The 19,545-nt window shown below is 57.4% G+C and carries 15 protein-coding genes; 11 read left to right on the forward strand and 4 right to left on the reverse strand.

Going from position 1 to position 19,545, the window contains the following annotated elements:
* Positions 1-28: 28 nt before the first annotated feature.
* The 10 genes from ASQ50_RS17860 to ASQ50_RS17905 all read left to right on the forward strand — a co-directional run bounded on the left by ASQ50_RS17860 (position 29) and on the right by ASQ50_RS17905 (position 11,238).
* Positions 29-1,012 carry a TAXI family TRAP transporter solute-binding subunit gene (locus tag ASQ50_RS17860; RefSeq protein ID WP_058093128.1) on the forward strand — a complete coding sequence of 328 codons (984 nt, stop codon included), beginning with the start codon at positions 29-31 and terminating at the stop codon, positions 1,010-1,012.
* Between the two features lie 81 nt (positions 1,013-1,093).
* Positions 1,094-3,694 (forward strand): TRAP transporter permease, encoded by a 2,601-nt coding sequence (locus tag ASQ50_RS17865; RefSeq protein WP_058093129.1) that lies wholly within the window; start codon positions 1,094-1,096, stop codon positions 3,692-3,694.
* A gap of 150 nt (positions 3,695-3,844) precedes the next feature.
* On the forward strand, positions 3,845-5,770 hold the full coding sequence (thrS, locus tag ASQ50_RS17870) for a threonine--tRNA ligase (RefSeq protein ID WP_058093130.1): 1,926 nt from the start codon (positions 3,845-3,847) through the stop codon (positions 5,768-5,770).
* Positions 5,767-6,312, forward strand: coding sequence for a translation initiation factor IF-3 (gene infC / locus ASQ50_RS20690; protein WP_076657253.1), 546 nt, complete (start codon positions 5,767-5,769; stop codon positions 6,310-6,312). The genes thrS and infC overlap by 4 nt, the downstream gene beginning before the upstream one ends.
* A gap of 96 nt (positions 6,313-6,408) precedes the next feature.
* Positions 6,409-6,600 (forward strand): 50S ribosomal protein L35, encoded by a 192-nt coding sequence (gene rpmI / locus ASQ50_RS17880; RefSeq protein ID WP_007151842.1) that lies wholly within the window; start codon positions 6,409-6,411, stop codon positions 6,598-6,600.
* Positions 6,601-6,650: 50 nt separating this feature from the next.
* Complete coding sequence (gene rplT, locus ASQ50_RS17885) at positions 6,651-7,004, forward strand: 50S ribosomal protein L20 (RefSeq protein WP_022989373.1); 354 nt, start codon at positions 6,651-6,653, stop codon at positions 7,002-7,004.
* Positions 7,005-7,142: 138 nt separating this feature from the next.
* Positions 7,143-8,141, forward strand: a complete 999-nt coding sequence (pheS, locus tag ASQ50_RS17890) for a phenylalanine--tRNA ligase subunit alpha (RefSeq protein WP_058093131.1) — start codon at positions 7,143-7,145, stop codon at positions 8,139-8,141.
* 72 nt (positions 8,142-8,213) lie between these two features.
* A complete protein-coding gene (gene pheT, locus ASQ50_RS17895) occupies positions 8,214-10,586 on the forward strand; it encodes a phenylalanine--tRNA ligase subunit beta (RefSeq protein ID WP_058093132.1) in 2,373 nt (790 codons plus the stop codon).
* A gap of 3 nt (positions 10,587-10,589) precedes the next feature.
* Positions 10,590-10,892, forward strand: a complete 303-nt coding sequence (ihfA, locus tag ASQ50_RS17900) for an integration host factor subunit alpha (protein ID WP_022989370.1) — start codon at positions 10,590-10,592, stop codon at positions 10,890-10,892.
* Entirely contained in the window at positions 10,873-11,238 is a 366-nt protein-coding gene (locus ASQ50_RS17905) for a MerR family transcriptional regulator (protein WP_058093133.1), read from the forward strand. Before ihfA ends, ASQ50_RS17905 begins: the two co-directional genes overlap by 20 nt.
* Before the next feature lie 112 nt (positions 11,239-11,350).
* On the opposite strand, the gene ASQ50_RS17910 is transcribed toward ASQ50_RS17905, so the two are convergent.
* The 4 genes from ASQ50_RS17910 to ASQ50_RS17925 form a co-directional block, all read right to left on the reverse strand.
* On the reverse strand, positions 11,351-12,490 hold the full coding sequence (locus ASQ50_RS17910) for a glycerate kinase (RefSeq protein WP_058093134.1): 1,140 nt from the start codon (positions 12,488-12,490) through the stop codon (positions 11,351-11,353).
* Position 12,491: 1 nt separating this feature from the next.
* The gene (locus ASQ50_RS17915) at positions 12,492-13,835 is read right to left on the reverse strand and encodes a GntP family permease (protein WP_058093135.1); all 1,344 of its coding nucleotides are present in this window, start codon (positions 13,833-13,835) and stop codon (positions 12,492-12,494) included.
* Between the two features lie 152 nt (positions 13,836-13,987).
* On the reverse strand, positions 13,988-15,079 hold the full coding sequence (locus tag ASQ50_RS17920; RefSeq protein WP_058093136.1) for a CdaR family transcriptional regulator: 1,092 nt from the start codon (positions 15,077-15,079) through the stop codon (positions 13,988-13,990).
* 9 nt (positions 15,080-15,088) lie between these two features.
* Entirely contained in the window at positions 15,089-15,541 is a 453-nt protein-coding gene (locus ASQ50_RS17925) for a winged helix-turn-helix transcriptional regulator (protein WP_058093137.1), read from the reverse strand.
* A 203-nt stretch (positions 15,542-15,744) separates the two neighbouring features.
* On the opposite strand from ASQ50_RS17925, the gene putA reads away from it, so the two are divergent.
* Entirely contained in the window at positions 15,745-19,374 is a 3,630-nt protein-coding gene (gene putA / locus ASQ50_RS17930) for a bifunctional proline dehydrogenase/L-glutamate gamma-semialdehyde dehydrogenase PutA (RefSeq protein WP_058093138.1), read from the forward strand.
* Positions 19,375-19,545: the final 171 nt, after the last annotated feature.

A 19,545-nucleotide genomic window follows, 5' to 3' on the forward strand; every position in this document is an offset into this window, starting at 1 on the left:
AAGACCAAGAAAAGAAGGAAGAGCACACATGACACTAAAACTCAAAGCGTCCGCGTTTGCCGTTGCTGCCGCCGTGAGCCTCGGGGCCGCATCGACAGCCGTTTCCGCCCAGGAACAGCGCTTCGTGACCATCGGCACAGGCGGCGTGACCGGTGTGTACTATCCCGCTGGTGGCGCCATCTGCCGGCTGGTGAACATGGATAGGAAAGCACACGGTATTCGCTGCTCTGTCGAGAGCACCGGTGGTTCCGTGTACAACCTGAACGCCATTCGCGGGGGTGAGCTTGATCTGGCGGTGGCCCAGTCCGACTGGCAGTTCCACGCATACAACGGCACCAGCCAGTTTGAAGACGCCGGCAAGAACGAGAAGTTGCGGGCTGTTTTCTCACTGCATCCGGAGCCGTTCACCGTGGTAGCGAGCAAGGGCTCTGGCATCAAGAACTTTGAAGACCTGGAGGGCAAGCGGGTATCCGTGGGCAACCCGGGTTCCGGCCAACGCGCAACCGCTGAAGTTCTGATGGACGAAATGGGCTGGGGTATGGACAAGTTTGCCCTGGCGGCGGAAATCAAGGCGGCGGAGCAGTCCCAGGCTCTGTGTGATGGCAACATTGATGCTTTCTTCTACACCGTTGGCCACCCCTCCGGTGCCATCAAGGAAGCCACCACCTCCTGTGACAGTGTTTTGGTAAACGTGGACAATGCCGCCAGCAAGAAGCTGATCGACGACAATCCGTACTACCGGAAAGCCGTTATTCCGGGTGGAATGTACCGTGGGTCTGACCAGGACGTAACCACTTTCGGTGTGGCAGCAACCTTTGTGTCGTCAACCGATGTGGCAGACGATGTGGTTTATGAAGTGGTTAAAGCGGTCTTTGAGAACTTTGACAGCTTCAAGCGCCTGCATCCTGCGTTCGGTAACCTGAAGAAGGAAGAGATGGTCTCTGACGCCCTGAGTGCGCCTCTGCACCCGGGTGCCGCCAAGTACTATCGTGAGGCTGGCCTGATCGACTGATCCGGCCCGTCGCCGGCAGGGCGGGCGTCCGGCCCGCTCTGCTGATTCCAACCAGGTTATCTCCCATCACAGGTACATTCTATGGCGAAGAACGACCCCGGTACCGGGGCGGGTGTTGACGCCGCCAAGGTCGATCAGCTGTTGCAGACAGAAACCGGAGGCAGGGCTCTCACCGGACCGGCTTCTGTTATCCTGTTTATCGTCCCGCTTTGCTGGTCTTTGTTTCAGCTCTGGATTGCATCACCGCTGCCGTTCATTCTGAACTTCGGTATTTTCAATTCCACGGAAGCCCGCTCCATTCATCTGGCCTTTGCGGTTTTCCTGGCCTTTTCAGCATTTCCCATGATCAAAGGAGTGCATGCCAACAAAGTCCCGATCTACGATTGGGTGTTGGCACTTGCGGCCGCTTTCTCTGCTTCTTATCTATTTGTCTTCTATAACGAACTTGCTACTCGACCGGGCGCTCCGATTACCACGGATCTCTGGGTTGCGCTTGGCGGCCTGGTGCTGCTGCTGGAAGCGACACGTCGGGCCCTGGGGCTACCGTTAACCATCGTTGCGGCGGTATTTATCACCTATTCCCTGGCCGGCCCCTATATGCCGGACGTCATCGCCCACAAAGGGGTCAGCCTCAATAAACTGGCGTCCCATCAATGGCTGGGCACCGAGGGGGTGTTCGGGGTGGCGCTGGGTGTATCCACCAGTTTTGTGTTTCTCTTCGTGCTTTTTGGTGCGTTGCTTGAGCGCGCCGGAGCCGGCAATTATTTCATCAAAGTGGCTTACGCCATGCTTGGTCATATGCGTGGCGGGCCCGCAAAGGCCGCTGTAGTGTCCAGTGGTCTGAGCGGCGTTATCTCTGGTTCTTCCATTGCCAATGTGGTTACCACCGGCACGTTTACCATTCCGCTCATGAAGCGTGTTGGCTTTCCGGCTACCAAGGCCGGTGCTGTTGAGGTTGCCGCATCCACCAACGGGCAGCTCACACCGCCTATCATGGGCGCTGCCGCGTTTTTGATGGTTGAGTATGTGGGCATTTCATACCTGGAAGTGATCAAGCACGCCATTCTGCCGGCTCTGATTTCCTACGTGGCATTGATTTACATTGTTCACCTTGAAGCTTGCAAGCTGAAGATGGAAGGCATGGAGCGGCCGAACCGTCTCTCCCTGGCACAGCGAATGCTGAATTGGGTGGTGATTCTGATCGGCCTGATTGTGCTCACCTTTGCGGTTTACTATGGTGTGGGCTGGACCAAGGATGTTCTTGGCGAGGCGGCGCCCTGGGTGCTTGGCCCGCTGCTTGTTGCGGTCTATGTGGGTTTGGTTGGCTATGCCACCCGGTTTCCCGAGCTGGAAGTGGATGATCCCGAAAAGGCGATGGGCGCATTGCCTGAGGTGGGCCCTACCGTCAAAACCGGCCTTTATTATCTCCTGCCTGTGGTGGTGCTTGTCTGGTGCCTAACCGTAGAGCGCTTTTCGCCGCAGTTGTCTGCATTCTGGGCGACCCTGTTCATGATCTTTATCGTGATAACACAGCGCCCGCTGAAAACACTTTTCCGCAGCCGCGGCCAGGTGCTCCGTGAGTTTGCCAGTGGCTTTGTTGATCTGGCGCATTCTTTGGCCACCGGCGCTCGCAACATGGTGGGCATTGGTGTTGCCACGGCCACCGCTGGCATCGTGGTTGGCACAGTAACCCTCACCGGTATCGGGTTGGTGATGACAGAGTTTGTAGAGTTCCTTTCCGGGGGGAATCTGCTGTTAATGCTCATCTTCACCGCAGTGATCAGCCTGATACTGGGGATGGGCTTGCCCACCACGGCTAATTACATCGTGGTATCGACACTGATGGCGCCGGTCATCGTTACCCTCGGCGCCCAGAATGGCTTGCTCGTGCCGCTTATTGCGGTTCACCTGTTTGTGTTCTATTTCGGGATACTGGCGGATGATACGCCGCCCGTGGGTCTGGCCGCCTACGCGGCGGCCGCTATCTCTGGCGCGGACCCTATTCGCACGGGTATTCAGGGCTTTACCTACGATATCCGCACGGCGATCCTGCCGTTCATGTTTATCTTCAACACCCAGCTGTTGTTGATCGGCCTGACCGGGTGGGTCGACCTGCTGATTACCGTGGCCAGCGCGGTAACGGCCATGCTCGTGTTCTCCGCCGCGACACAGGGTTTCTGGTTTACCCGCAGCTACAAGTGGGAAAGCCTGCTGTTGCTGTTGATTACCTTCACCTTGTTCCGGCCCGGGTTCTGGTGGGACATGATCTATCCGCCTTATGAAGAGCGGCAGGGCAGTGCGATTATGGAGTACGTTGAGACGGTGCCGGTTGATGATACAGCGGTTTTCCGGGTATCGGGCATGGGGCTGGATGGCAGTGACGTGACCACTTATGTTCAGCTCGATATTCCGGCTGGTGGGTCAGCGGAGGAGCGGCTCTCAGCCGTCGGTTTGGACGTGTCCGATCAGGGGAGCGTGCTGGCGGTGAATTTTGTCGATTTTGGCAGCGCTGCGGAAGATGCTGGTATTGAGTTTGGCTGGAATATCGAAGCAGTTCAGGCAAAGCTCGACCGGCCACCGAGGGAATTGATGTATATTCCCGCGCTGTTGTTGCTTGGATTGGTGGCGTTTGGCCAGCATAAGCGCAAAGCCAGGGAGGACGCATCACCTCAAACGGCGTAAAGCTCATGGCACTTAGTAAAAAACCGGCGTTGCTGCCGGTTTTTTTTCTGTTAGACTCGCCCTCAAACCGGCCCGTGGTTTGTATCACGGAGCCCGGCCACCATGTGATCTTTGGTATAGATCACCGCTGAGAAACCACAGGAGAGCATCATGCCCGTTATTACTCTGCCCGATGGCAGTCATCGCAGTTTTGCCGAGCCCGTAACCGTTCACGACGTTGCCGCCGATATCGGCGCAGGCCTGGCGAAAGCCGCCCTGGCCGGAAAAGTGAATGGCAAGCTGGTCGACACCAGTTTCCTGATCGAGAACGACAGCGAGCTGGCCATCGTAACGGAACGTGATGAAGAGGGCGTGGATGTTATCCGCCATTCTACCGCTCACCTGATGGCCATGGCGGTACAAGATCTGTTTCCCGGTGCCCAGGTAACCATCGGGCCGGTGATCGAGAACGGTTTCTACTACGACTTCAAATACGAGCGTCCGTTTACCAACGAAGACCTGGCGCGCATCGAAAAGCGTATGGAAGAACTTGCCAAGCAGGATCTGCCGGTATCCCGTTCCATTATGTCCCGGGACGAAGCGATCAAGCTGTTCAAGGAGATGGGCGAGGAGTACAAGGTTCGCATCATCGAGGATATTCCGGGTGAGGAAGACCTCTCGTTCTATCGTCAGGGTGATTTCATCGATTTGTGCCGTGGCCCCCATGTGCCCAGCACCGGCAAGCTCAAGGCCTTCAAGCTGACCAAGGTAGCCGGCGCCTATTGGCGTGGCGATACCAGCAATGAGCAGTTGCAGCGCATCTACGGCACTGCCTGGGGTAACAAGAAAGACCTGAAAACCTATCTGCATCGCCTGGAAGAGGCTGAAAAGCGGGATCACCGAAAGATTGGCAAGAAGCTGGGCCTGTTCCACATGCAGGAAGAAGCTCCCGGCATGGTGTTCTGGCATCCGGATGGCTGGTCCCTGTACCAGGAAGTTGAGCAGTACATGCGGGCCAAGCAGCACCAGCATGGCTACAAGGAAATCAAGACCCCGCAGGTGGTGTCCCGTACCTTGTGGGAGAAGTCCGGGCATTGGGACAAATTCAAGGACGGTATGTTTACCACCGAGTCCGAGAAGCACGACTATGCTATCAAACCCATGAACTGCCCCTGCCACGTGCAGGTGTTCAACCAGGGCCTGAAGAGTTACAAGGACTTGCCGCTGCGCCTTGCCGAGTTCGGCTCGTGCCATCGTAACGAGGCCTCTGGTGCCCTGCATGGCCTGATGCGCGTGCGCGGTTTTACCCAGGACGACGCACACATTTTCTGTGAAGAAGACGCCATCCAGGAAGAAGTGTCGGCGTTCATGAAAATGCTGCACGAAGTGTATACAGACTTCGGCTTTAACGAGATTCTGTACAAGCTGTCTACCCGCCCGGAAAAGCGCGTAGGTTCGGACGAGGTCTGGGACAAGGCGGAGGCTGCCCTTGAAGAAGCCCTGAACCGCGAGGGGGTTGATTGGGAGTTGTTGCCGGGCGAGGGTGCCTTCTATGGCCCTAAAATTGAGTATTCCCTGAAGGACTGTCTCGGCCGGGTGTGGCAGTGTGGTACCATTCAGGTAGATTTCTCAATGCCGGGCCGCCTGGGTGCCCAATATGTGGCCGATAACTCCGAGAGGAAAACCCCGGTTATGCTGCACCGGGCAGTGCTCGGGTCTTTTGAGCGGTTTATCGGTATACTGATCGAAGAATACGAAGGCGCATTCCCCACGTGGCTTGCTCCGACACAGGTTGCGGTGCTGAATATTACCGATAACCAGCGTGATTATTGTCAGAATCTGGCCAAAAAGTGGGATTCTTTGGGCTATCGGGTTAATGCTGACTTGAGAAACGAGAAGATCGGCTTTAAAATCCGCGAGCATACTCTTAACAAGGTTCCCTACCTGATCGTTGTTGGCGATAAAGAAATCGAGAACAACGCCGTTGCAGTAAGAACTCGCAAAGGTGAAGATCTGGGCACCATGTCTGTCGACGAGTTTGAACAGCTGCTTGCAGCCGACGTCGACCGAAAAGGCAGAAACCAAACGGAGATCTGATTATTAAACAGCGAACGAATCGGGGTGGGCGTACTCCAAAAGCGCCTATCAATGAGAACATTGACGCAACTGAAGTCCGTCTGATTGATGCCGAAGGCAATCAGGTCGGGATAGTACCCATCGAGGACGCGATCCGCATGGCGGAAGAAGCCACCCTTGATCTGGTGCAGGTTACGGATTCCGATCCGATCGTCTGTAAGATAATGGACTACGGCAAGAAAATTTTTGAAGAGAAAAAGGCCAAGGCGGCTGCCAAGAAAAAGCAGAAGCAGACGCAGGTCAAAGAGCTGAAGTTCCGACCAGGAACGGAAGAAGGGGATTATCAGGTCAAACTACGCAACCTGGTACGTTTCCTTGAGAACGGGGACCGCGGCAAGATCACAATCCGGTTCCGTGGACGTGAGATGGCACACCAGGAAATTGGTATGAAGCTCATGCAGCGGATTGAGGAAGATGTGGCCGAAATAGCCCAGGTTGAGATGCGGCCGAAAATGGAAGGCCGGCAGATGACCATGGTTGTCGCGCCCCGCAAAAAGAAGTGAACCTGATCCTGTGATGGGTCCCCCGCATTTGGCGGGGGATTTGTCGTTCAGGGGCACTATTTGTTTTATTTAAAAATAGAATGCGGAGTTTTAAAAATGCCGAAGATGAAAACCAAAAGCGGAGCTACCAAGCGGTTCAAGAAGACCGCCACCGGCTTCAAGCACAAGCAGTCCTTCACCAGTCACATCCTGACCAAGAAGAGCCCGAAGCGTAAGCGTCAGCTGCGCGGCACCAAGCTCATCGCCAAGTCGGATGTTGCATCTATCAAGCGCATGACCGCGTGCTGATCCAGCCGCGCGAAACGTTCCTTAGAAAGTAAAGGTAGAAGGATTAAAGTATGGCTCGTGTAAAGCGTGGCGTGGTAGCACGTCGTCGTCACAAGAAGATTCTCAAGCAGGCCAAGGGTTACTACGGCGCTCGTAGTCGTGTATTCCGCGTTGCCAAGCAGGCGGTTATCAAGGCTGGTCAGTACGCCTACCGTGACCGTCGCAACCGTAAGCGCGCTTTCCGCGCTCTGTGGATTGCCCGTATCAACGCTGGCGCCCGTGCAAACGGCCTGTCGTACAGCCGTCTGATCGCTGGCCTGAAGAAGGCGAATGTTGAAATCGATCGTAAGGTTCTGGCTGATCTGGCCATGAACGAGCAGCAGGCGTTTGCCGCTGTGGTTGAGAAGGCCAAAGCATCCCTGTGATCGCTTAAGCTCTTTCATCGATTACTGATCGATCCGGGTGCTTCATGTCATCGTGAATGCGCCCTCTGATAGGGGAAGGGCACGCTCTTCCCCTATTTTTGTTTTAACCTACCCCATTTCTGGTTTGGAGCAGGGTCAATGGAAAACCTGGAGCAACTGGTTCAGGACGGGTTGAACGCGGTAGAAAACGCGAACGACCTTCAGGCACTTGATCAAATTCGCGTGGAATACCTCGGCAAGAAGGGGGTGATCACCCAGCAGGCGAAAACTCTGGGCAAACTCTCTGCGGAGGAGCGTCCTGCCGCCGGCCAGAAGATCAATGAAGCCAAGGGGCAGGTTGAGCAGGCTATCAATGCGCGCCGGGCAGACCTTGAGACAGCCGCCATAGAGGCGAAGCTGGCCAGCGAATCCATTGATGTGACCTTGCCCGGGCGCGGCCAGGACCTGGGGGGCTTGCACCCGGTCACCCGCACCCTGCAGCGTATTGAGGAAATTTTTGCCCGCGCCGGTTACAGCGTGGAGCAGGGGCCGGAAATCGAAGACGACTACCATAACTTCGAGGCCCTCAACATTCCCGGGCACCACCCGGCCCGTGCCATGCACGATACCTTCTATTTCAATCCCGGTACCCTGCTGCGGACCCATACCTCCCCGGTTCAGATCCGCACCATGGAAGCCGGCAAGCCGCCATTCCGGATGATCTGCCCGGGCCGCGTTTACCGCTGCGATTCGGATATGACTCACACCCCCATGTTCCACCAGGTAGAGGGGTTGCTGGTTGAGAAGAACGTCAGCTTTGCGGATCTGAAAAGCACGGTGGAAGAATTCCTGCGGGTGTTCTTCGAGCGTGATCTTAAAGTACGTTTTCGTCCGTCGTATTTCCCGTTCACCGAGCCCTCCGCCGAGGTGGATATCGAGTGGGGCCGGGAAGCGGACGGCAGCATCAAGTGGCTGGAAGTGATGGGCTGCGGCATGGTGCACCCGAAAGTGTTCGAGCATTGCGGTATTGATGCCGAAGAATATCGTGGCTTTGCGTTTGGTCTGGGCGTTGAACGCCTGGCCATGCTCCGCTACGGCGTGAAAGATTTGCGCATGTTCTTCGAAAACGACCTGCGTTTCCTGCGTCAGTTCCGGTAAGCCCAAGGGCAGGACGACGTACGCAGAGCTCAGAATCAACCGCATAAACCGCATCAGGACAAGGCAAGAACGATGAAATTCAGTGAACAGTGGCTGCGCGAGTGGGTTAACCCGAACCTGGGGTCCCAGGAATTGATGGACCAGATCACTATGGCCGGGCTGGAAGTGGACGGCTTTGAGCCGGTGGCCGGGGAGTTCAGCGGTGTGGTGGTTGGCGAGGTGATTTCCGCCGAACCACACCCGGATGCTGACAAGCTGCGTGTGTGTCAGGTGAGTGACGGTACCAATACCGTTCAGGTGGTTTGTGGCGCTCCCAATGTGCGCGCCGGCCTGAAAGTACCGTTCGCGGTGGTTGGTGCGGTGTTGCCCGGTAACTTCAAAATCAAGAAGGCCAAGCTGCGTGGCCAGCCTTCCGAAGGCATGCTCTGCTCCGAATCCGAACTGGCGCTGTCTGATAATCACGATGGCCTTATGGAATTGCCTGCTGATGCGCCGGTTGGTCAGGACGTAGCGGATTACCTGAGGCTCAACGACATCGCCATTGACGTTGACCTCACTCCAAACCGCAGTGATTGCTTGTCCATCAAGGGGTTGGCCCGGGAAGTGGGTGTTCTGAACAGCCTGCTGGTAGAGGCACCAGAGATTGCCCCGGTGGAAGCGGCACATTCGGAAGTGCCGGATATCCGCGTAGAGGCGCCGGAAGGTTGCCCCCGTTACCTGGGGCGCGTTCTGCGTAACGTAAACCTGCAGGCGGAAACTCCCTTGTGGATGCAGGAAAAGCTGCGCCGTTCCGGTATCCGGTCCATTGATGCCGCAGTGGATGTCACCAATTACGTGATGCTGGAGCTTGGCCAGCCCATGCATGCCTTCGACCGTGACGAGATCAGTGGAGGCATCATTGTGCGCATGGCCAAGGCCGGCGAAAAACTGGTGCTGCTGGATGGTCAGGAAGTTGATCTGACTCCGGAAACCCTCCTGATTGCGGATCACCAGAAGCCGATTGCCATTGCCGGCGTTATGGGTGGGGAACACTCCGGGGTGAGCCCGAAAACCCGGGACCTGGTGCTGGAGTCGGCCTATTTCGATCCCATTACCCTGGCGGGTAAGGCCCGCGAATATGGTTTGCACACCGATGCCTCCCACCGTTTTGAGCGCGGTGTCGATTACCAGCTGGCTCGCGATGCCATGGAGCGGGCAACGCGCCTGCTGATGGACATTGTTGGTGGGGAGCCCGGAGAAATCGTGGAAGTGGCTAGCCAGGAGCACTTGCCGAAAGCGAGAGTGATCGATCTGAGGGAAAAGCGCCTGGCCGATGTGCTGGGCCTGGCGATTGACCGCACCACGGTGGAAGAAATCCTGTCTCGTCTTGGTCTGCATATCGACAAGTTACTGAAAGACGGCTGGCGCATCAGTGTACCCAGCTTCCGCCCGGACATTTCCATCGAAGAAGACCTGATCGAGGAAGTCGGTCGTATCTTCGGTTACAACAACCTGCCGGTGACCGAGCCAACGGGCTCCCTTGGCTTGCGGGCGAGAGAAGAGGCGGTACGGCCGTTGTCGGCCATTCGCAACTTCTTCGTGGCGCAGGGCTACCATGAAGCAGTTACCTACAGCTTTGTTGATCCGAAGATACAACAGCTGATCGACCCAGAGCGGGAAGGCATTGCTCTGGCCAATCCGATTTCGGCGGATTTGTCAGTGATGCGTACCACCCTGTGGAGCGGCCTGTTGAAGACGGTGGTGCACAACCAGAACCGCCAGCAGCCCCGCATCCGTCTGTTTGAAACCGGTCTCAGGTTTGAGAAAAATGATGGTGAGATCGACCAGCAGCCGATGCTGGCCGGTGTGGTGGTGGGCAATCAGGCACCGGAAAACTGGGTAAACGGTCGCAGAACCGCGGACTTCTTTGATGTAAAAGGAGAGTTGGAAAGCCTGTTCCGTTTGCTGGGTATAGAGATTCAGTTCATCGCCAGCCAGCATCCGGCGCTTCACCCGGGCCAGACCGCTGAATTGTTGCGTGACGGTGAGCATGTGGGCTGGTTGGGCACGTTGCACCCACAAGCTCAGAAAAATCTTGAACTTAATGGCACGATCCTGATGTTTGAGCTATTCTTGAACTCGATCGTTACCGGATATGTGCCTAATTTCAAAGATATTTCAAAATTTCCGGAAGTTCGGCGGGATTTGGCTATTGTTATTGGGAGCGATGTGGCGTTCGCCCAGGTTGAGCATGTGGCCAGGAGGCATGCCGGTGAACACCTTACGGCGTTGCGTGTGTTTGATGTCTATGAAGGCGAAAGCCTGGGTGAAGGCAACCGAAGCCTGGCACTCAGCTTGTTCTGGCAGCATCCCGAACGCACGCTCAATGAAGATGAAGTGCATTCGCTCTTCAACGGCGTGATTGATGCCTTGAAAGAAGAGCTGGGGGCAACACTGAGGAGTTGAGAAATGGCGGCTTTGACGAAAGCGGACATGGCAGAGCGCTTGTACGAGGAGTTAGGTCTTAACAAGCGTGAGGCCAAGGAAATGGTAGAAGCCTTCTTCGACGAAATCAGAGGCGCACTCAGCCACAACGAGCAGGTGAAGTTGTCGGGATTCGGCAACTTCGACCTCAGGGACAAGAAGCAGCGGCCGGGAAGGAACCCGAAAACGGGTGAGGAAATTCCTATCAGTGCCAGGCGTGTCGTGACTTTCCGGCCAGGCCAGAAACTCAAGCAAAAAGTAGAAACGTATGCTGGAACCGAGTCATAACAACGAACTCCCCGCCATTCCGGGGAAGCGCTATTTCACCATTGGTGAAGTAGCCGATCTGTGTGCGGTGAAGGCCCATGTACTGCGGTACTGGGAACAGGAGTTTCCGCAGTTGTCGCCGGTAAAGCGCCGGGGTAACCGCCGTTATTACCAGCGTGCAGACGTTATCACCATTCGCCAGATCCGCAGCCTGTTGTACGATCAGGGCTACACCATCGGTGGTGCCAAGCAGAAGCTGAGCAGCTCGGAAGTCAAAGACGACACCTCCCAGTACAAGCAGCTGATCCGGCAAATGATCACCGAGCTGGAAGAGGTACTGGATGTGCTGAATTCCCCCGCCCGGTAAGTGGCTTCGGGGAACACAGTGTAAGCCGTTGATGAAAGGCCGGAGTGGCGTGCCCACTCCGGCCTTTATCCTTTCTGGCTAGGGCTTCTGGAGGTTTGGGCATAAAGGCAGGCTAATCCCTGCCAGGTAAACTGTGCACAAGCCTGGCCAGCTGTTCGGCCGCCTGAGCAAGGTTTTTCTCGGCTCCGCTGTAGGCTTCTTGTAGTGGTATCGGCGCGGGCGTGATGGAAAATGCGGCTGACAGGCCTAGTCTATGCAGTTCGGCCAGTTCGTCGCCCAGTTTCCCTGCCAGGCCAATCACCGGAACACCGTATTTTTTTGCCAGCGAAGCAACGCCGGCAGGGGTTTTGCCGTAGGCGCTCTGGGAGTCAATCGCCCCTTCGGCAGTGATCACCAGGTCCGCTTGGGCCAGATGGCTTTCCAGCTCCACGGTTTCCATCACCAGCTCTATACCCGGGCGCAGTTCCGCCCCCAGAATACCCGCGACCATGCCGCCGATTCCACCCGCTGCGCCACTGCCCGGAAAACTGGCAATATCCATTCCTTGCTGTTCCACCAGGCGGGCAAAGTGCCCCAGATTGCGATCCAGCTCCACCACTTGCCGGGAGTCAGCGCCTTTCTGCGGCCCGAACACCGCTGCCGCGCCATTCGGCCCCAACAGAGGGTTGTTGACGTCGCAGGCCACAACCAGCTTTACCCCGGCCAATCGCTCCAGAGCAGGGGCCAGGTCCAGGCTGGCCAGTTCTGCAAGGCCGGCACCGCCGCGCGGTATGGGGTGGCCACCGTCATCCAGAAGGCGCGCCCCGAGGGCTTGCAATATGCCAGCGCCACCATCGGTGGTGGCGCTGCCGCCCAGGCCCATGATCAGGGTTTTGGGTTTGTGCTCAAGGGCAGCCAGTATCAGCTCACCGGTGCCAATGCTGGATGCAGTGGCGGCATTTCGGCTGCGGGCCGGCACGCAGTGCAGCCCGCTGGCCTCGGCGACCTCAACAATGGCAATCTCGCCATCATTAACCAGACCGTAGTGAGCTGAGACGAGTTCACCCATAGGCCCGGTGACCTTAACCGTGTGAAGCTGCCCCCGGCGCGCCTCCGTCAGAGCCCGGGTGGTGCCTTCACCGCCATCGGCCAGCGGCACCGTCACAAGCTGGTCATCCGGGGCTGCCTGTCGCCAGCCCCGGGCAATCGCCTGGGCCACCTGTTCGGCGGCCAGGCATTCCTTGAAGGAGTCCGGAGCAATCACAATCCGCATATCAAAGTACCGCGAGAGAAGTGAGCCACACGGCGGCAATGGTCACAAGGCCCATGATCAGTGTTGCCGTCGTGTGGGACTTGTACGCCGTAGCGACGGTCATCTTGCTGAACTGGGACACGACCCAGAAGTAACTGTCGTTGGCATGGGACACGGTCATGGCGCCTGCGCCAACGGCCATGACCGTCAGTACCCGGCCCATGTCGGAATCCAGACCCAGTTGGGGCAGCAATGGCGCAACCAGTGCAGACGCGGTGACCAGTGCGACGGTTGAGGAGCCCTGGGCCGACTTCAGAGCGGCTGCCACAATGAATGGCATCAGAACGCCGAGGCCAAGAGTGGACAGCGTATCACCCAGGTAGTCGCCCAGGGGGGTGGCGGCCAGAACCGCACCGAAGGCACCACCGGCACCGGTAATCAGAATGATCGGTGCCGCAACTTCAAGACCTTTGCTGGTGTGGCGGCCGAACTCGTCCAGTTTGCCCTTGCCTTGCAGCAGGGTAAGGGCAAAGCCAAGGCCAATCAGCAGGGCATTAAGCGGTTTGCCCAGGAAATTCAGACTCTCGTAGAGCAGTCCGTCACCGAGCGGAGCGGTAGGGTAACTGGCGACCGAACCTACGCAGATCAACAGAATAGGCACAAAGATGGGAGCGAATGCCTTACCGGCAGAGGGTAGTTCGCCATAGTGTTGGCGCGCTTCTTCAAAGGCCTCTTCAGCCTGTTCCAGCTCGGTGCTGGTCATATTCTTGCAGCGGGAAGCCCAGAACAAACCGGCCAGCGCTGCGATGATGGCGAAGATCAGGCCAATACCTATGACCAGGCCAAGATTGTTCTCCAATCCAAGATTGCCGGCGGCGGCAATAGGGCCAGGTGTGGGCGGTACCAGGGTGTGGGTGGCAAACAGGCCGGTGGACAGGGCAACGGTCATGGCGACCGGGGATACGCTCAGGGTGCGGGCCATGGAGCGTTTGAGGCTGTTGAGAATGACATAGCCTGAATCGCAGAACACCGGTATCGATACGATAAAACCTACTAGAGACATCGTGAGCGTGGGGAACTTCTGGCCCAGCAGTTTAATGATGGTTTCCGCCATCACAATTGCGGCCCCCGTGCGCTCCAGAATAACCCCTATAATGGTGCCCAGAACAATCACCAGGCCGATGTAGCCCAGAATGTTTCCAAAGCCGGCGCGGATGGTGGTTTCTATTTCAGACAGCGGCAGGCCAAAAGCGAATGCGGCCAGGAAAGACGCCAGCAGCAGGGTAATAAAGGGGTTCAGTTTCAGTCGGCTGGTGGCGAACACAATAAAAATTATGACTGCGACCAGAATCAGCACCAGATGCATTGGCAATCTCCAGAAAGGCTCTGTTTTTATCCGACTCTTTTGGTCGGTCTTGTGGTGCTAAGTGTAAAAGCTGATTGCCAATTGTTCGTTATGCATTTGCCCTAAGATGCTCTATTTTTGTGCGGCTAAACTGTGCAGGTGCACAATTTTGGTCAGCGGTTTTCCATAGCCATGTACAGAAACAGCAGGTCTTCCAGCCGAAAAGGGGACCAGCCGGTCAGGGTTTCAATGCCCTTGAGCCGGTAGCGAACGGAGTTCCGGTGTAGGTGCAGCTGGCTCGCGCAGCGTTGAATGTCTCCGTCTGCCTCTATAAAGGTTCTCAGGGTTTTGAGGTATTGCTCCCGGCGCGGGTGGGCCAGCAGGGGGCGAATGGCCTGGTTAAGCTGGAGTTGCTGCCAACCGGGGCTCAGACTTTGCCAGAGTGCTGCCAGTGGAAAATCCTGAAATGAGAAGTGCCCACCCGAGGGCTGGCGTTGGTTACCTGCTTTCAGGGTAGCTTCGGCAGACTCATAACAGGCTTTCAAATTGCTGTGAAATACCGTGCCGGTAGCGGCAGACACTGAATTCCGGCTCGTTGCAGGGATGCGGCCCAAGGCCGCATTCAAGGCCTCTGCCGCCGGGCGTTCGGTAAAGAAGAAGGCGAGATATCGCTGTCGGGTAAGTAACACCAGTGCCTCGGGCTCGGTGCGTTCGAGGTCTCTGGACAAAGTAGCCATATCGGGTGGCCAGGGTAAGGTCGGCTTATTCGCCGCCAGTACAACCGCAATTCTTGGCTTGTGAAGGTCCAGACCGATTTGTTGTGGCCAGTCCTCGGGAACCAGTTCACCGTCGAGCAGGGCCTGAAGGGTGTTCTGTATCTGGTTCCGGCGGTGACGAGTCACCTCGATCAGCGCCGCCTGCTCCAGAATCAGTTCTGCGGTAATTCGCAGCAGGTCGGCGTAGGGCGTTACTTTATCAGGGGTGCCGGAAATGCCGACAACGGCTACCACCGATCCGGACATCACTACGGGCAGGTTGACCCCGGGCCTGACCCCCGGGTATTCGCCCGCTTGGGCCTCATCTACCACCAGGGGGGTTCCGGTCCTGGCGACGGTTCTGGCTCCTTCGTGCATTTCTCCCACCCGCCGTGAGTCGCCAGAAGCAATGATGATGCCTTCCGGTGTCATCACGTTCACCGAGTGGCCAATGACGGGCATGGCCCGGTCCACGATCCGTTGGGCGGTGGCCTGGTCAAGAGTGTTCATCGTTGTTCCTCACAGGCCGCGGTCTTTAACGCTTTCCATTACTACAAAAGTGCTGGTCTGCAGCACATGGGGCAGGCTGGAGATCTGTTCGCCAAGCACTTGCCGGTACTCGGCCATGTTTTTGGTTCTGACTTTAAGAAGGTAGTCGAAGTTGGCAGCCATCATATGGCATTGCTCAACTGCAGAGATTTGCCGAACCGCCGTGTTGAACGCCGCCAGCGCCTTGCTGCTGGTGTCACTCAGGGTGACCTGGGCAAAAGCTACGTGCGACAAGCCAAGCTTGGTCTGGTTCACCATGGCGCTGTACCCGGTGATGTAGCCCTGCTCCTCCAGTCGCCGCATACGGATCTGGCAAGGGGTCTTGGAGAGGCCTACCCGGGAGGCAAGGTCTGTCACGGTTATGCGGCCGTTCTTCTGTAGTTCCCGGATGATCGAGAGGTCAATCCTGTCGAGATCCGCCATGGCTGCTATCCTTTTAGAAAGTCGATCTGGTTTTTATGCCCAGGTAATAATTCCTGTTATTGGCCTGAATTAGGGGTAATAGATTCGTAATTTGAGCCTAAAAAAGGGAAAAGGTAAACCAATTCCGGTCTGAATAGGTAAATAGTATATAGCGGCTTCGTTAAAATGCGGACAGTATTCCAATAAGCAGGAGGGCATCCCCCATGAGTCCACAGCAATCCATGACGCCAGAGCTTCATAACATTCGCAAGGCCATCCGTGCCAACTACCTGGCGGATGAGTATGAGGTTATTCATCGATTGATTGCTGATGCACAGCTCTCCGATGACGCCCGGGTGGCTATCTCCGCTCGGGCCGCCGACCTGGTGCGCAGCGTCCGCAGCAGCGCCCGCCCAACCATTATGGAAAAGTTCCTGTCCGAGTATGGGCTGACCACCAAAGAAGGTGTGGCTTTGATGTGTCTGGCGGAAGCGCTGTTGCGGGTGCCGGATAACCTGACTATCCATGACCTGATCGAAGACAAGATTACATCCGGTAACTGGGGTGCCCACGTGGGCAAGGCCAAATCCGGCCTGATCAATTCCGCCACCCTGGCGCTGTTGATGACCAGCAACCTGTTGAAGGACTCCGAGCGCCAGAGCGTGGGGGATACCTTGCGCAAGCTGGTCAAGCGACTGGGCGAGCCGGTGGTTCGTACCGTGGCTGGGCAGGCCATGAAAGAAATGGGCCGACAGTTCGTGCTGGGCCGGGATATCGAAGAAGCGCAGGAGCGCGGCAAGGCCCAGGAAGCAAGAGGCTACACCTATTCCTATGACATGCTGGGCGAGGCTGCCCGCACCGATGCCGACGCCCAGCGTTACTACCAGGCGTACTCCGATGCGATTGATAGCATCAGCAAGCGCTGCGAAGGCGATGTGCGCACCAATCCGGGTATTTCGGTAAAGCTGTCCGCACTGCTGGCCCGCTATGAGTACGGTAACAAAGAGCGGGTGATGAACGAGTTGATGCCCCGGGCCCTGAAACTGGCCCAGAAGGCCGCAGCGGCCAACATGGGCTTCAATATTGACGCGGAAGAGCAGGACCGGCTTGATCTGTCCCTCGATGTGATCGAAGCGATTCTCTCGGAGCCGTCACTGAAAGGCTGGGATGGTTTTGGCGTGGTGGTTCAGGCCTTTGCCAAGCGAGCCTCCCAGACACTGGATTGGCTCTATGCATTGTCTGAGAAACTGGACCGGCGGATCATGGTGCGGTTGGTGAAAGGTGCCTATTGGGATGCCGAGATCAAACGGGCCCAGGTGATGGGGTTGTCAGACTTCCCGGTGTTTACCCGCAAGGCCTGCAGTGACGTGTCGTACCTGGCCTGTACCAAGCAGCTACTGGACATGACCGACCGGATTTACCCCCAGTTTGCCACCCACAACGCCCATTCCGTCTCTGCGGTGCTGGAGTTGGCAGAAGGCCTGGGTCGAGACAAGTTTGAGTTCCAGCGGCTACACGGCATGGGTGAATCCCTGCACGACCAGGTACTTGAAGACAGTGGTGTACCTTGTCGGATCTATGCTCCCGTTGGTGCCCATAAAGATCTGTTGGCGTACCTGGTGCGCCGCCTGCTTGAGAACGGTGCCAACAGCTCTTTCGTGAACCAGATTGTGGACACCAGTATCACTCCGGAAGAGATTGCCAAAGACCCGATTGATGTGGTGAAGGCTCTGGGGCACAACCTGTCCAGCAAGGTGATTGTGCATCCGTCGAAGCTCTTTGGTGAGCAACGCCGTAACTCCAAAGGTTGGGATATCACCGACCCGGTAACCGTTGAGGAAATCGACGAGGGCCGTAATCGTTACAAGAGCCATCAATGGCAGGGTGGCCCCGTGCTCGCGGTTGAGCCCTCCAGTGATGAGGTGGTGGAAGTGCGCAATCCGGCCAACCCGGATGATCTGGTCGGCCACATCACCTACGCCTCCGAGGCGGACGTGTCTGCTGCCCTGGACGCAGCCCGGGACGGCTTCAAGCAGTGGTCGGCGCTGTCTGCAGAGGATCGCGCCGAGATGGTCCGCAAGGTAGGTGACCTGTATGAAGAGAACGCACACGAGCTCTTTGCACTGACCACCCGGGAAGCTGGTAAATCCCTGCTGGACGCGGTGGCGGAGATTCGTGAAGCGGTGGATTTCGCGATGTTCTACGCCAACGAAGGTGTCCGTTACAAAGACGCGGGTGAGGCCCTTGGCGTGGTTTGTTGTATATCCCCCTGGAACTTCCCACTGGCGATCTTTACTGGCCAGATCCTGGCGAACCTGGCGGCAGGCAATGCGGTCGTCGCCAAGCCGGCGGAGCAGACCTCACTGCTGGCGGTACGAGCTGTTGAGCTGATGCACCAGGCGGGCATTCCGAAGGCAGCTATCCAGTTGCTGCCGGGCACCGGCGCCACTGTGGGTGCTGGCCTGACCTCCGACGCCAGGGTGAATGGCGTTTGCTTCACCGGTTCCACCCTGACCGCCCAACGTATCAACAAAGCCATGGCCGAGCACATGGAGCCGGACGCGCCGCTGGTGGCGGAAACCGGTGGCCTGAATGCCATGATCGTGGATTCCACCGCGTTGCCCGAGCAAGTGGTTCGGGACGTTCTGGCGTCGTCATTCCAGAGCGCTGGCCAGCGCTGTTCTGCTCTGCGTATGTTGTACGTGCAGAAAGACATCGCCGACAACCTGCTGGAAATGCTCTATGGCGCCATGGAAGAGCTGGGCATTGGCGACCCCTGGCTGCTGTCTACGGACGTTGGCCCGGTGATCGATGAGAATGCCCGCAAGAAAATCAACGATCATTGCCAGAAGTTCGAGCAGCAAGGCAAGCTGCTGAAGAAGATCAAGGTGCCCGAGAAAGGCCTGTTCGTTTCCCCGGCGGTGCTGCAGGTGAGTGGCATTGAGGAACTGGAAGAGGAAATCTTTGGTCCGGTTCTGCACGTGGCTACGTTCGAAGCCAAAGACATCGACAAGGTAGTGGATGCGGTGAACGCCAAGGGCTATGGCCTGACCTTTGGTATCCACAGCCGGGTAGACAGCCGCATTGAGCATATTGCCAGCCGCATCAAGGTCGGCAACACCTACGTTAACCGGAACCAGATTGGCGCCATCGTGGGCTCTCAGCCGTTTGGTGGCGAGGGCTTGTCTGGCACTGGCCCGAAGGCCGGCGGCCCGCAGTACGTGCGGCGCTTCCTGAGAGCGGAGGTGGCCCACAAGCGGTCTGAGTCCAGCAACAAGGTACTCGGGGCTGACAAGGTGCAGAAGCTGATCGACAAGCTGGAAAAGGTCGAGGTACCGGCGGCGGATCGCCGAAAAGAAGCCCTGCGCCCCTGGTTCAAGACCGTGCCGGCGCCGTTGGATCTTGGCTATGAAGAGATGCCCGGGCCTACAGGCGAACAAAACCACCTATCCTGCCATGCCCGTGGCACCATTCTGTGCCTGGGGCCGGATGCGGAATCTGCGGTAGAGCAGGCTGGCACTGCGTTGTCACAGGGTAACAAGGTGGTTGTGATTGCACCTGGTGCCGAAAAAGCCCTGGCGGATGCCATCAAAGCCGGCTTGCCGGTGGTGGCCGCCGACGGCATGATCGCCCCGGACGCACTGACCCAGCTTGAGGGCTATGCCGCCATTACCAGCGTGGCCGAAAAGCCTCTGCTCAAGCAATATCGCCAGGCCCTCGCCCGGCGCGATGGTGCGTTGCTGCCCATCATCACCGAGCACAAACTGGACCAGCGCTACGTGATCGAACGGCACCTGTGCATAGACACCACCGCCGCCGGCGGCAACGCCAGCCTGATCGCCTCTGCCGAATAGGGTCTGCAAGGGTCTGTCCCCAAGGGTCTGTCCCCGCATGGGGACTGACCCCCTTTTACCTCGGCCCATCTCCAAACCCCGATACCTGGTGCGTTTGGGGTCAGTCCCCGTTCGGGGACAGACCCCGTATGGGGACTGACCCACTTTTACCTCGGCCCATCTCCCAACCCT

The sequence above is a fragment of the Marinobacter sp. LQ44 genome, assembly GCF_001447155.2.
GTDB lineage: Bacteria > Pseudomonadota > Gammaproteobacteria > Pseudomonadales > Oleiphilaceae > Marinobacter.

Coding starts and splice junctions, on each gene's coding strand:
- rpmI (WP_007151842.1), top strand. CDS start 6,409: ATGCCGAAGATGAAAACCAAAAGCGGAGCTACCAAGCGGTTCAAGAAG.
- pheS (WP_058093131.1), top strand. CDS start 7,143: ATGGAAAACCTGGAGCAACTGGTTCAGGACGGGTTGAACGCGGTAGAA.
- ASQ50_RS17920 (WP_058093136.1), bottom strand. CDS start 15,079: ATGAACACTCTTGACCAGGCCACCGCCCAACGGATCGTGGACCGGGCC.
- ASQ50_RS17905 (WP_058093133.1), top strand. CDS start 10,873: ATGCTGGAACCGAGTCATAACAACGAACTCCCCGCCATTCCGGGGAAG.
- ASQ50_RS17915 (WP_058093135.1), bottom strand. CDS start 13,835: ATGCATCTGGTGCTGATTCTGGTCGCAGTCATAATTTTTATTGTGTTC.
- thrS (WP_058093130.1), top strand. CDS start 3,845: ATGCCCGTTATTACTCTGCCCGATGGCAGTCATCGCAGTTTTGCCGAG.
- pheT (WP_058093132.1), top strand. CDS start 8,214: ATGAAATTCAGTGAACAGTGGCTGCGCGAGTGGGTTAACCCGAACCTG.
- putA (WP_058093138.1), top strand. CDS start 15,745: ATGAGTCCACAGCAATCCATGACGCCAGAGCTTCATAACATTCGCAAG.
- ASQ50_RS17865 (WP_058093129.1), top strand. CDS start 1,094: ATGGCGAAGAACGACCCCGGTACCGGGGCGGGTGTTGACGCCGCCAAG.
- ASQ50_RS17925 (WP_058093137.1), bottom strand. CDS start 15,541: ATGGCGGATCTCGACAGGATTGACCTCTCGATCATCCGGGAACTACAG.
- ihfA (WP_022989370.1), top strand. CDS start 10,590: ATGGCGGCTTTGACGAAAGCGGACATGGCAGAGCGCTTGTACGAGGAG.
- ASQ50_RS17860 (WP_058093128.1), top strand. CDS start 29: ATGACACTAAAACTCAAAGCGTCCGCGTTTGCCGTTGCTGCCGCCGTG.
- ASQ50_RS17910 (WP_058093134.1), bottom strand. CDS start 12,490: ATGCGGATTGTGATTGCTCCGGACTCCTTCAAGGAATGCCTGGCCGCC.
- rplT (WP_022989373.1), top strand. CDS start 6,651: ATGGCTCGTGTAAAGCGTGGCGTGGTAGCACGTCGTCGTCACAAGAAG.